The organism is Kitasatospora sp. NPDC034533, from assembly GCF_055575155.1.
In genome coordinates, this window is sequence record NZ_JBVITE010000052.1 from 9,508 (window position 1) to 21,779 (window position 12,272).

13 protein-coding genes are annotated in these 12,272 nt (G+C 73.9%); 2 read left to right on the forward strand and 11 right to left on the reverse strand.

Annotated elements, in window-relative coordinates; translation table 11 throughout:
* Positions 1-97 precede the first annotated feature (97 nt).
* A complete protein-coding gene (locus tag ACZ55U_RS28855) occupies positions 98-829 on the reverse strand; it encodes an MIP family channel protein (protein WP_465530566.1) in 732 nt (243 codons plus the stop codon).
* A 228-nt stretch (positions 830-1,057) separates the two neighbouring features.
* Positions 1,058-1,990 carry an NADP-dependent oxidoreductase gene (locus ACZ55U_RS28860; RefSeq protein WP_465530568.1) on the reverse strand — a complete coding sequence of 311 codons (933 nt, stop codon included), beginning with the start codon at positions 1,988-1,990 and terminating at the stop codon, positions 1,058-1,060.
* A gap of 149 nt (positions 1,991-2,139) precedes the next feature.
* Between ACZ55U_RS28860 and ACZ55U_RS28865 the strand changes: the two genes are divergently transcribed.
* Positions 2,140-3,615 (forward strand): helix-turn-helix transcriptional regulator, encoded by a 1,476-nt coding sequence (locus ACZ55U_RS28865; protein ID WP_465530570.1) that lies wholly within the window; start codon positions 2,140-2,142, stop codon positions 3,613-3,615.
* Between the two features lie 29 nt (positions 3,616-3,644).
* Positions 3,645-4,076: a protein-tyrosine phosphatase family protein gene (locus tag ACZ55U_RS28870; protein WP_465530572.1), complete on the forward strand. Its 432-nt coding sequence runs from the start codon at positions 3,645-3,647 to the stop codon at positions 4,074-4,076.
* A 96-nt stretch (positions 4,077-4,172) separates the two neighbouring features.
* Here the strand turns inward: ACZ55U_RS28870 and ACZ55U_RS28875 are convergent, their stop codons facing one another.
* From ACZ55U_RS28875 to ACZ55U_RS28915, 9 genes are all read right to left on the reverse strand, one after another.
* Positions 4,173-4,886 carry a hypothetical protein gene (locus tag ACZ55U_RS28875; protein ID WP_465530574.1) on the reverse strand — a complete coding sequence of 238 codons (714 nt, stop codon included), beginning with the start codon at positions 4,884-4,886 and terminating at the stop codon, positions 4,173-4,175.
* Positions 4,887-5,222: 336 nt separating this feature from the next.
* On the reverse strand, positions 5,223-6,197 hold the full coding sequence (locus tag ACZ55U_RS28880; RefSeq protein WP_465530576.1) for an urease accessory protein UreD: 975 nt from the start codon (positions 6,195-6,197) through the stop codon (positions 5,223-5,225).
* Positions 6,194-6,862 carry an urease accessory protein UreG gene (gene ureG / locus ACZ55U_RS28885; RefSeq protein WP_465530664.1) on the reverse strand — a complete coding sequence of 223 codons (669 nt, stop codon included), beginning with the start codon at positions 6,860-6,862 and terminating at the stop codon, positions 6,194-6,196. Before ureG ends, ACZ55U_RS28880 begins: the two co-directional genes overlap by 4 nt.
* Positions 6,859-7,566: an urease accessory protein UreF gene (locus tag ACZ55U_RS28890; protein WP_465530578.1), complete on the reverse strand. Its 708-nt coding sequence runs from the start codon at positions 7,564-7,566 to the stop codon at positions 6,859-6,861. The genes ureG and ACZ55U_RS28890 overlap by 4 nt, the downstream gene beginning before the upstream one ends.
* 83 nt (positions 7,567-7,649) lie before the next feature.
* Positions 7,650-9,374, reverse strand: a complete 1,725-nt coding sequence (gene ureC / locus ACZ55U_RS28895) for an urease subunit alpha (RefSeq protein WP_465530580.1) — start codon at positions 9,372-9,374, stop codon at positions 7,650-7,652.
* Complete coding sequence (locus tag ACZ55U_RS28900) at positions 9,374-9,805, reverse strand: urease subunit beta (protein WP_465530582.1); 432 nt, start codon at positions 9,803-9,805, stop codon at positions 9,374-9,376. Before ACZ55U_RS28900 ends, ureC begins: the two co-directional genes overlap by 1 nt.
* A gap of 23 nt (positions 9,806-9,828) precedes the next feature.
* On the reverse strand, positions 9,829-10,767 hold the full coding sequence (locus ACZ55U_RS28905; RefSeq protein ID WP_465530584.1) for a sirohydrochlorin chelatase: 939 nt from the start codon (positions 10,765-10,767) through the stop codon (positions 9,829-9,831).
* 3 nt (positions 10,768-10,770) lie between these two features.
* Entirely contained in the window at positions 10,771-11,076 is a 306-nt protein-coding gene (locus tag ACZ55U_RS28910; RefSeq protein ID WP_380700332.1) for an urease subunit gamma, read from the reverse strand.
* Positions 11,077-11,168: 92 nt separating this feature from the next.
* Positions 11,169-12,140: an urea transporter gene (locus ACZ55U_RS28915; RefSeq protein ID WP_465530586.1), complete on the reverse strand. Its 972-nt coding sequence runs from the start codon at positions 12,138-12,140 to the stop codon at positions 11,169-11,171.
* Positions 12,141-12,272 lie beyond the last annotated feature (132 nt).

A 12,272-nucleotide genomic window follows, 5' to 3' on the forward strand; every position in this document is an offset into this window, starting at 1 on the left:
CACACCACCCCCCCAACCACGGAGAATGAGGTGGCGGATTTGGCCCACCCCCTCCCCCCCCCCCCCCCCCCCCCTCGGCCCGCGTACGTGCGGGGAACTACGCCCGCGCGTCGGTGGCCAGGGCCTGCGCCACCGGGAGGTTGGGCTGTGGGTGGGTCAGCAGGTGGACGCCCGCCGCCAGCGCGCCGCCGACCAGCGGGGCGAGCAGGAACAGCCACAGCTGGGAGAGCGCGTCGCCGCCCGCGAACAGGGCCGGGCCGAGGCTGCGCGCCGGGTTGACCGAGGTGCCGGTGAGCGGGATGCCGACCAGGTGGATGACCGCCAGGGAGATGCCGATCGGCAGGCCGTCGAAGCCGACCGCCGCCAGCCGGTGGGTGACCGCCAGCACGACGTACACCAGCAGGAAGGTGAGGAGGACCTCGGTCAGGAACGCGCCGCCGGCGTTGATGTGCACCTGGGAGCGGTCGCCCCAGCCGTTGGTCCCGAGCTTGCCGTGGGTCTCCAGCCCCGGTATCTGCTTGGCCAGCAGCAGGACGAGCCCCGCGCCGGCGATGCCGCCGAGGAACTGGGCGATCCAGTACGACACCGCGGTGCGCCCGTCGATCCGGCGGGCCAGCAGGAAACCGAGCGTCACCGCCGGGTTCACGTGGCAGCCGGAGATCGGCCCGAGCGCGTAAGCGAGCGCGAGCAGCACGAAGCCGAACGCCAGCGCGATGCCCACCGGGCCGATCTGGTCGCCCGCGAGCACCGCGGCACCCACCGCCAGCAGGACCAGCAGCAGCGTCCCGAGGAACTCGCCGATCACCGCCCGCCTGTCCGTTCCACCCATACGCCTGGTCCTCCTGACCGTCAGGGCAGGCGGTCCGGCGCCGCCCGCGTCCGGCCAACCCTCGTCGACCGATCGGGCGATCGCATGTCGGCCGGACGGCCTAGCGCCGTGTTTACGGCGCGTCCGCCTGCCGAATTACTCCGAACGGATGAAACCGTACGAAAATGGCGAGCCCAATGCAAAACGTAGGCAAAACGGTCAGATGGGGGCAGGGTGGGCGGCGGGCGGCTATCGGACCGTCAGCACGATCTTGCCGCGCAGGTGCCCGTCCTCGCTGACCCGCTGCGCCTCGGCCGCCTCCGACAGCGGGAACACCCGGTGCAGCGGCAGCCGCAGGGTGCCCGCCTCGTGCAGGGCGAGCGCGGCCGCGTAGGCGCGCTGGTGGTGCGGCTCCACGCCCTCGACTCCGCCGTTGAACCGGACGCCGTGCTCCTGCGCGCCGACCGCGTCGGCGATGGTGAGCACCCGGTCCGCGCTGCCCGTCAGCTCGATCGACAGCGGCAGCACTCCGCCCCGGCCGGCCGCGTCCAGTGCCCGGTCCACCCCGCCCGGGGCGGCGGCCCTCACCCGCTCGGCCAGGCCCTCGCCGTACGCCACCGGGATCGCGCCGAGCTCCCGCAGGTAGGCGTGGTTGGGCTCGCTCGCGGTGCCGACCACCGTGATCCCGCGCTCCCGGGCGAACTGGAGCAGCAGGGTGCCCACCCCGCCGGCCGCGCCGTGCACCAGCAGCGTCTCGCCGGGCCGCACGCCCAGGACGTCGAGGACCCGCTCGGAGGTCTCGGCCGCCGCCGGGATCGCGGCGGCCTCCTCCCAGCCCAGCCCGGCGGGCTTGTGGGCCAGCTCGGCCGCGTTCACCAGCGCGTGTTCGGCGTAGGCGCCCCCCATCGTGTGCCCGAACACCTCGTCGCCGGGCGCGAAGCCGCTCACGCCGGCGCCCACGCTCTCGACCACGCCGGACAGCTCCACGCCCGGCACGTACGGGAAGTCGATGCGGAACATTCCGGCCAGCTCGCCGGTCCGCAGCCTGCGGTCCAGCGGGTTGACGCCCACCGCGCGGACCGCGACCCGCACCTGGCCGGGGCCGGGGGCGGGCAGGTCGATGTCGACCGGGTGCAGCACGTCCGCGCCGCCGAACTCGGAGAATGCGATCGCCTTGGTCATGGAAGGTCCTTCGGTCTCAGGGGAGTTGGTTGCCTCCGACGCCTTCCATCCTGTGACCGGGGCGGCTGGCGTCCCGCCGGTCCTTCGGACGGTTCGACCTGGCCGAACGGCCAGGCGGGGCCGGCGGCAGCCGAACTAGGCTGGTCCGCATGGACGGCGTGGACGGTATGGACCGCACAGACAGCGTGGGCGGCATGAGCGGCATGAGCGGCGCGGCGGCGGGCGGCGCGGCAGAGACGGTCGGCACGGCGGCGGGCGGCGCGGCGGCGGTCGACACGGCGGCGAGCGCCCCGGACGAGACCTGGCGGCGGCACTGGGGCCGCCCCGAGGACGCGCTCGCGCGGGCCGTCGAGGTACTGCGCGCGCCCAGGCCCGACATCATGCCGCGGCTGTCGGAAGTGCTCGCCACCCTCGTCCCGCACACCGCGCTCACGCAGCTCAGCGGCATCTGCACGTTCAGCCCCAAGCACGGCTACGGCCCGCCCGAGCTGACCTCCGCGATCAGCGCGCTGGAGCTGTCCCGGCTGGCCGAACGCACCGTCGGCACCACCTCCACCGGCCGCCCCTGGCAGGGCGAGGCCGAACTCGCCGGACGCTCCCGGCCGGTGGTGGTCGCCGCGACCACCCCGGGCACCGGAAGCGGAGCCGTCCTCGTCCTCGTCCGGTCGAGCACCGCTCCGGTGGCGCCCGGGGCACTCGCCGTCCTGCAACAGCTGTGGGACCTGATGGCCGCCCACTCCGACCACCGCGCCACCGACGCCGCCCCCGCCCAGACGGCCGCCTCCCGGGCCTCCGCCAACGCCCGCGCCCGCGCCATCGCCGAGTTCACCGGCACCCACAGCGCCGCGCTCACGGCGATCCTGGCGCCGCTGCGCTCGGCCGACCTGGACGACGCGACCGCCCGCCGGAGCGCCACCGAGCTGGCCGTCACCGCGCTGCTCGACCTGCGCAAGGGCGCCGAGCTGGACCGCACGCTCAGCGAGAAGCCCGCCGCCGACGCCTTCGCCCGGCTGGTGCGCGAACTGCGCCCGCTGCTGCGGCACACCCGGGTCCACCTCGACGCCGCGCCCCCGGCGGAGGCCGACCGGTCCGTCCCGGACGACGCCGCGCACACCGCCCGCGACGCCGTCCGGGTGGCCGTGCTGCTGATGCTGGAGCAGGAGAAGCCGGCCCGGCTGCACGTGAGCTGGCAGTTCACGCCGGACGGACTGCTGCGCGCCGTGGTGCGCGGCGACGGCCTCGGCCTGCTCACCACCGACGCCCTCACCGTCCACCGCACCGTCGACCGCATCACCACCCTCGGCGGGCGCCACCACGTCGAGGCCGTCCCGGGCTGGGGCACCACGGTGACCGTCGACCTCCCCCTGGCCCTGCCCGAGCCCGCGCTCGCCACCGATCCGTTGGACGGCCTCCAGCCGCGCGAGCTGGAGGTCCTCGACCAGCTGGCGCGGGGCCGCCGCAACCGGGACATCGCGGCGACGCTGCACATCAGCGAGTCCACGGTGAAGTTCCACGTCGCCAACATCCTCGCCAAACTCGGCGTCTCCTCACGCGGCGAGGCCGCCGCCCTCGCCCACCACGCCGGACTGCCGCGCGGCCCGGTGGGGCTGCACGCGGCGTCCTGAGCACCGAACTCCCCCTGAGAGAGGCCGACATGACCGACCCCACCACCTGGGATCCGACCGCCCCCGGCGTCCTGCGGCTGCCCTCCGGCCGCCTGCTGCGCGGCCGCGGCATCCGCCGGCCGCTGCCGCCCGGCCCCCGACCCGACTTCGGCCTCTACCTGTTGGGCCGCCGGCCGCGCGTGGACTGGCCGAGCCGCTGGGTGCGCTGGCCCGACTTCCGCCTCCCCGCCGACCGCGCGGACGCGGCCGACGCCTTCCGCGAGGGCTGGGAGCGCTCCGCCACCGAACGCGTCGAACTCGCCTGCGCCGGCGGCCACGGCCGCACCGGCACCGCCCTCGCCTGCATCGCCGTGCTGGACGGCGTCCCGGCGGCGCAGGCGGTGGCGTACGTGCGCGAGCACTACGACCGGCACGCCGTCGAGACGCCGTGGCAGCGCAAGTTCGTGGAGCGGCTGGCCTAGCGCGGCCGCCCAGGCCCCGCTCGTCCGGCGCGATGCCCACCCGCAGCCGCGCCCGGCGAAGCGCCCGGAGACTCGCCCGGAGACGGCCCCGGCCGCTCAGTCCTCCGCCGACACCAGGGCCAGGACCGTCGCCAGGGCGGCGGCGATCAGCCAGGCCAGCGCCGGCAGGCCCATGGTGAGCGCCTGCGGCCAGCGCCAGACCAGCAGCTGCGCACCGAAGCCCCAGGTGAGGAGGAAGAGCGGGACCAGGATCACCGCCTGGATCCTCCACGTCTCCAGGAACGCCCTGGCCTGGCCACCGGCCAGGCCACCGGCCAGCAGCGCCGTGCCCGCCACGACCAGCAGTCCGATCCAGAACATCAGGGCCCACGGGGTGGTCGGCGGGTCCGTTCGGTGCCCCTGGTGGATGATCTCGGCCACCCGCCCCCGCCAGAGGCGCAGTTCCACGGTGGAGCCGACGCCCACCGCGTCGTAGAACGACTTGTCGACCGTGTAGGTGCCACTCGGCGCGTTCTCCCGGAGAACGGTGAGGCGGTACGAGGTCGTGTCACTGCTGTCGGCGACCCACTTCTTCGTCACCCGGCCGCTCTCGGGCCGCAGGCAGTCCGCCCGTGCCGACCCGTCGGCCGGGGCTCCGCAGACGGGTGCGTCGAGGTAGGCCCCGCCCTCCTCGTAGGCGTCGTGGTAGCGGACGAAGCCGAACACCACGATCGCCAGCCCCAGTACGGCGATCAGGCCGCGCAGCAGCACCTCACCCGCCGCCGGTCCGCGCCGCGGGCGCCGGTCCTGCGGGCCGTCCGCCTTCCCCATGGGCCCCTCCTCCCCTGCCGGACCATGCCATTGTGCCCCGGGACCCTCCGGCCCGAAGGTGTCCCCGTCACGGTGACTCCCCGGCCTGCTCGAAACCCACGCCACCCGACGCCGCGCCGCCCTGATCCGACACGATCCACAAGATGCGCCCCGGGCCACTCGGCTGGAGCCATCTCGCCCCTCAGAGGCCCCAGGCCCGCGCCGCCGCCCACGTCTCCAGGGGCCGCCAGTCGATCCCGGGGTGCTCGGCGTGCGGCACGGCGGCGACCAGCAGACATCGACGGGAGACCGGACCGACGGGAGACCGGACCGGCGGAAGGCCGGAGGCCGCCCGGCCTACGTCTTGCGCAGGTCGGGCGCCGGGGCCCCGATGAGCAGCCGCCGGACCGCGTCCCAGGCCGCGCGCAGGGCGGCGGCGCAGGCGCGGGTGTCGGAGCCGAGCAGGCGCAGCCAGGCGCCGCTGTCCTGCGGCAGCACGCTCACCCCGTGCAGCAGGCCGGAGAACGGGCCGTCGGGGCCGGCCAGCGCCTCGTGCAGGGCGTCCGCGATCCGGGCGGCCGGGGCGAGGGGGCTGAGGACGTACAGGCTGGACATCACGTCGTGGCCGGCCAGCACCGCCGGCCCGGTGACTCCTCGGCCGCCGCCCGCCGAGGGCTCCAGCCGTACGGTGTCCAGTGCCACCAACCCACCGTCGGGGCGTCGCACTTCGAGGTCGGAGGCGAACACCCGGTAGGCGTTGCGCTCGCCCCGGGCCAGCCGGCCGGCCAGCACGGTCTCCCCGGCCAGCACCGTCGCGGCGGGGTCCACGGTGAGGACGGTCCGCTGGTAGAGCCGGGAGTCGACGAAGGGGATCACCGGCTCGGGCAGGTACTCGACGTAGGCATCCGGGCCGGCCGTCAGGTTGACCAGCTGCGTCGCGTAGTCGTGCTCCATCCGGTAGACCTTGGTGGCCGCCTGGGTGGTGAGGTGGACCGCCGCGCCGGCGCCGCAGTGCAGGTCGGTGCGGAGCCGGTCGGCCTGGAGGATGCCGCCGCCGGTGGACATCAGGAAGGTGACGGCGAGGTCCGGGCGGGCCGGGTCGAAGTACAGCGGGCGCATGATCTGGAGCGGCGACTTCTGGTAGTGGCCGGTGAGTTCGGTCCGCCCGCCGACCTGCTCGAAGGCCAGTTCCAGCAGCCCGACCTTGCCGGGGCGCCCGACCGCGAGGGTGTCGGGCGTCCCGGCGTACCGCCGGACCTGGTACGGGACGCGGGCCGGCTCGTAGTGCCGTGGGTCGAGCCGGGGCACGACCTCCTCCGCCGAGACGGTCACGCGGGGACCCTGCGGAAGGTCTCCAGGAAGGTGGCGATCTCCTCCAGCCCCTCCCCCGTGAGGCAGTTGGTGAGCACCACCGGACCGCCCTCGCGCACCCGGTGGGCGTCGGACTCCATCACCCCGAGGTCGGCGCGGACGTACTGGGCGATGTCGATCTTGTTGATGACCAGCAGGTCCGACTCGGTGATGCCCGGGCCGCGCTTGCGCGGCATCTTCTCGCCCTCGGCGGTGTCGAGGACGAAGAGGAACAGGTCCACCAGCACCGGGCTGAAGGTGAGCGTCAGGTTGTCACCGCCGGACTCGAACAGCAGGGTGTCGACGTCCGGGAAGCGCTCCAGCATCTCGGCGCCGGCCGCGAGGTTCATCGTCGGGTCGTCCCGGACGGCGGTGTGCGGGCAGGCGCCGGTCTCCACGCCGACCACCCGCTCCGGGTCCAGCACCCCCGCCAGGGTGCGGCGCACGTGCTGGGCGTCCTCCTGGGTGTAGATGTCGTTGGTGATCACCGCCGGGCGGTGGCCCCGGGCGATGAGCACCGGGACCAGCGCCTCGATCAGCGCCGTCTTGCCGGAGCCCACCGGGCCACCGATGCCCACACGGAGCACGTTCTCGGTCAACTCTCCTCCTCTGGTCCTTCGTTGGGTGAGAAAACTCTGGGGATTCAGCTCATGAACAGCCGGGCCTCGGCCCGTTCGTGGCGCCCGGACATCGCGTCCGCGACCGGAACGCAGCCGCCGAGGTCGGCCAGCTCCCGCTCCAGGGCGGCGGACACCACCTCACGGATCACCGGCGCGGCCTCCCGCAGCACCACCTGCGCCTTGCGGTGGTCGGTCAGCCGCAGCCGCAGGGCAGCGCCGACGAAGCTGGTGCAGAACGCGAACAGGTCGCTGGTGACGGCCTGTTCGGCCGGGACTCCGGCCGAGGCGTACGCCACCCCGGCCACCACCGCCTGGCAGCCGGGGGCCCGCTTCTCCGCGACCAGCCCTGCGTACCGCTCCAGCTCCTCGCCGCCCACCGACTCCCGGGCGATGTCCAGGAGTTGGCGACCGGTCCGGGTGGCGGCCAGGCGCAGCTCGCGGTTGAGCTTGGTGGCGTGGAGCCGCTGGTCGGTCTCGGCCAGGAGCTCCGAGTCACCGGCCAGGGCCGCCCGGTGGGCGAGCACCAGCGCCGTGGCGTCGGACGGTCCGACGCTGTGCCGCAGCAGGTCGGCGAGCAGTCCGGGCAGGGTCTCCGGGCTGACGGCCTTGGCCTGGGCGTAGCCCTCCAGGCCGTGCGAGAGGGTGTAGAAGCCGCTGGGGAAGGCCGAGTCGGTCAGCTGGAGGCAGACCAGCAGGGCGTCCAGCCCGCCGCCCGGCACGCCGTCCGGCACAGCCTCCGGAGCATCGCCACGGCCACAGCCACCGATACGGCCGGTGCCCCGGCCACCGCCCACGCCGCCGTCAGGACCGCCGCTCACGCGAGGTAGAACAGGTGGTTGAGCGGCAGTTCGCGGGCGGGCTCGATGGTGGCGGGCTCGCCGTCCAGGGTGACCCGGTACGTCTCCGGGTCGACCGCGATCTTCGGCAGCGCGTCGTTGCGCACCATGTGCTGCTTGCCGACCGAGCGGCACCGCCGCACCGGCAACACCCTGCTCTCCAGGCCGAGTTGGGCGGGGACGCCGAGGTCGACCGCCGCCTGGGACATGAAGGACACCCGGGTGGCCTGCCTGGCCCGGCCGTACTGGCCGAACATCGGGCGGTAGTAGACCGGCTGCGGGGTGGGCAGCGAGGCGTTCGGGTCGCCCATCAGCGCCCAGCTGATCACGCCGCCCTTGATGACCATCTTCGGCTTGGCGGCGAAGGAGTTGATCGGCCAGAGCACGATGTCGGCGAGCTTTCCGGGCTCCAGCGAGCCGATGTGGTCGGCGGTGCCGGAGGCGACGGCGGGGTTGATGGTGAGCTTGGCGAGGTAGCGCAGGACCCTGACGTTGTCGTTGCGCTCGCTGTCCCCGGCCAGCTTGCCGCGCTGGTCCTTGCAGTGGTGGGCGGTCTGGAAGGCGCGGGCGAAGGACTCGCCGATCCGGCCCATCGCCTGCGAGTCGGAGGAGAAGATCGAGATGACGCCCTCGTCGTGCAGCACGGTCTCGGCGGCGATCGTCTCGGCGCGGACCCGGGAGTCGGCGAAGGAGACGTCCTCGGGGATGTCGTGGCTGAGGTGGTGGCAGACCATCACCATGTCCAGCAGCTCGTCCACCGAGTTGACGGTGTAGGGCAGCGTGGGGTTGGTGGAGGACGGCAGCACGTTGGGCTCGCCGGCGATCCGCATGATGTCGGGGGCGTGGCCGCCGCCCGCGCCCTCGGTGTGGAAGGTGTGGATCGTGCGGCCGTCGATCGCGGACAGGGTGTCCTCGAAGTAGCCGGACTCGTTGAGGGTGTCGGTGTGGATGGCCACCTGGACGTCGTACTCGTCGGCGACGCTCAGCGCGGTGTCGATCGCGGCCGGGGTGCTGCCCCAGTCCTCGTGCACCTTGAGCCCGCACACGCCCGCCTCGACCTGCTCGCGCAGCGCGCCGGGCAGCGAGCCGTTGCCCTTGCCCAGCAGGCCGACGTTGACCGGCAGGTCCTCGACCGCCTGGTACATCCGGTGGATGTTCCACGGGCCGGGGGTGCACGTGGTGCCGTTGGTGCCGTCGGACGGGCCGGTGCCGCCGCCGATCAGGGTGGTGATGCCGTTGCTCAGCGCCTCCGGCACCTGCTGCGGGGCGATGAAGTGGATGTGGGTGTCGATGCCGCCGGCGGTGGCGATCAGGTGCTCGCCGGAGACCACCTCGGTGCCGGGGCCGATCACCAGCAACGGGTGCACGCCGCTCTGGGTGTGCGGGTTGCCGGCCTTGCCGACGGCGACGATGAAGCCGTCCTTGACGCCGATGTCGCCCTTGACCACGCCGAGCACCGCGTCCATCACCACCACGTTGGTGATGACCAGGTCGAGCGCGCCCTGGACGGAGGTCGCGGCCGGGTCCTGGGCCATGCCGTCGCGGATGCCCTTGCCGCCGCCGTAGACGGCCTCGTCGCCGTAGTGGCCCTGGTTGAAGTCCTGCTCGACCTCGACCACGAGGTTGGTGTCGGCGAGGTGGAAACGGTCGCCGACGGTGGGGCCGAAGAGGTCGGTGTACTGCTTGCGGGAGAGGATGGCCATCAGCGGTCGCCTTCCTGGTGGGTCGCCGAGCCGGTCCCCGGCTGGACCTTGTGGTCGAGGTTGGTGCCCTTGAAGCCGCGGGCGATGGCCCGGTCGATGGCGCGGGCGCGGGTGTCCGGGGCGGTGATGCCGCCGTCCACGAGGTTGGCGAAGCCGACCAGGCGGCGGTGGCCGCCGAACTCGGCGAGCGTGACGTCCTTGCTGTCGCCGGGCTCGAACCGGACGGCGGTCCCGGCCGGGATGTCCAGGTGCTTGCCGAAGGCCGCGTTGCGGTCGAAGTCGAGGGCGCGATTGGCCTCGAAGAAGTGGTAGTGCGAGCCGACCTGGATCGCGCGGTCGCCGGTGTTGCTGACCGTGACGGTGGCCTTGGCGCGGCCGGCGTTGATCTCCACCGGGTCGTCGCCGTACAGGTATGCGGCGCCACCAGACATGGCTGGCCTTCCTCTCTGCCGGATCAGTGGGGGGTGTGTGCGGGTTGGTGCGCGTGGGGTACGTGGGCGTGCGGGGCGTGCCCGTTGCCGTGGTGGTGCGGCTCACCCGGACCGTGGCCGTGGTGGTGCGGCTCATCCGGCCCGTTGCCGTGGTGGTGCGGCTCACCCGGACCGTGGCTGTGCGCGTAACCGTGCCCGTGCTCGGCGTCGAGGCCGGCCAGGATGCCGTCCTCCCCGTGCCCGAGCAGGTGCAGTGCCGCCGCCGTCCGGGCCGCGACCACCCCGGCGACGGCCGACCGCCGCAGCAGCGGACCGCCGTCCCGTACGCCGGGCAGCGCGCCGCGCAGGGCCGGCCCGAAGGAGGCCGGGACGGCCGTCACCTCCCGGGCGCCGAGCAGTCGACAGCGTTCGGCGCCCTCGGCCGGGTCGGGGTCGCCGCCGTCGAAGGCGACCTCCACCCAGCGGTGCCGGCCGTACTGGCGGGCGAGGCGGGCGATCCGGAACAGTTCGGCGTCCTCGAAGGGGCCGGCCACCGGGGCGGTGACCAGCACCGCGCCCTCGGGGGCGGTGCCGGCGGCGGCGCGCAGCCAGCCGATCAGGTGGTCGGCGGTGCCGAAGGGGGCGGTCAGGGCGAGCCGTCCACGGCCCTCCCCGGCGGCCAGCCAGCGCAGTGCGCGGGCGGTGTCGGCGACCAGTTTCGGGTCACGGCCGAGGGTCATCGGTACGACGCACACCGGTCCGTCGCCCGCCGCGGCGAGGGCCGACCGTACGGCCTCGGTGAGCGGGCGGCCGGCAGGGGCGGCGGCGTGCACGATGGGCCCGGCCCGGCCGGCGTGCCCGGCAGGACCGGCGGCACCGGCAGACACGGCGGCACCGGGCGCGACCAGCGCGGCCAGGTCCCGTCCACCGTCGCTCTCGTGCCCGCCGACCAGCACCACGGTGGCGGCCTGAGGCTGGGCCATCGCTCAGGCACCCACCGGGTCGTGGCAGGAGACCAGCTTGGTCCCGTCCACGAACGCCGCCTCCACCTGGAGCAGCGGGAGCATCTCGCGAACGCCCGGCATGACGTCCTCGCCGCTGACGACCTGCTTGCCGATCTCCATGCACTCGGCGACGGTGCGGCCGTCCCGGGCCCCCTCCATGATCGCCTCGCTGATCAGTGCGCAGGCTTCGCTGTAGTTCAGCTTGACGCCGCGGTCGCGGCGTTTGCGGGCCAGGTCGGCCACGACGTAGATGTACAGCTTGTCCATCTCACGCGGCGAGAGATTCACGGGAATCACTCTTCCTTTCCGGGAATCCGGTGTTCCGAGAAATGCAGAAAACGTCCACAAGGCGCTGGACTGACAAGGAAGTTGGATGGCATTCAGATCCGGCGCAGGCGCGGCACGGCCGGCACCGCCGCCAGGAACAGCATCGTGGTCAGCACGAACGGCCAGGTGAAGGCGTGGCCGCCGAAGGGCGCGCAGACCGCGCCGAGCGCCGGGGTCAGCACGGTCGCACCGGCCGCCCCGACCAGGGCGTACGCCGCGCTCCAGCCGTCGGGTGCCAGGAACACCCCGCACAGCGCGAGCGCCACCAGCACCCCGCTGTAGCCGAGCAGCCCCTGCCCGACCGACTCGCCGGGTGCGCCGAACGCCCAGGCCGCGGCCAGCGCGGCGGCGCTGCCCGCGCAGGCCATCAGGCCGGCCAGGCGGCTCGCCGCGAACAGCCCGGCCAGGAACAGCAGGCCGACGTACCACTGCGACATGAAGAAGATCTGACCGATGTTCGCGAAGAACCCGTGCCAGAGCTGGTCCCAGCTCAGACCGGTCGGGCCGGGCGCCGGAACGGGCAGGGCGGCGGGCGCGTCCGCGCCGTGCCACAGCCGTCGCAGGCCCGGGGCGGCCGCTGTCACGGCCGTCGCGACCAGGCAGAACGGCGCGGTCAGCGCGGGCAGTCCGCGGCCGGCCAGCAGGGCGCCGAGCCCCGCCGTGACCACCACGGCGACCGCGGCCCCGAGGACCGCCATGGCGACCGTCGCCGGGTGCCCGGCGCCCAGGAAGACGGCACAACTCAGCGCCACCAGGCACCCGTTGTACCCGTGCAGCCCGGCCCCGACGGCCTCCCGGTCGAGCCCGAGCCCGTACGCGACGGCGGTGGAGACGGCACTGCCGAACAGTCCGTAGAGGCCGTACTGCCAGCCGGCGGCGAACAGTGCGACCACGAAGAAGAGTCCGCAGACGACGGACGGCATGAAATCCACCTGCGCGACGCCCCGGAGGACTTCCGCGACCACCCTGCCGGATATCGGACGAGCCGCCACCGAGGCGCTCTCCCCACCGATTTGCTGACCCATGCTGCGCACCAATTTTCCGGTACGGCCGGCCTGCCGAAAGTCGGCCCCCGGCGATTCCTCCGGAACCGTACTCCTCCGAAATGCGAAGTCCAGGGGGCGCGGAGGGTTACGCCAAATCCACGAAGGGTGACC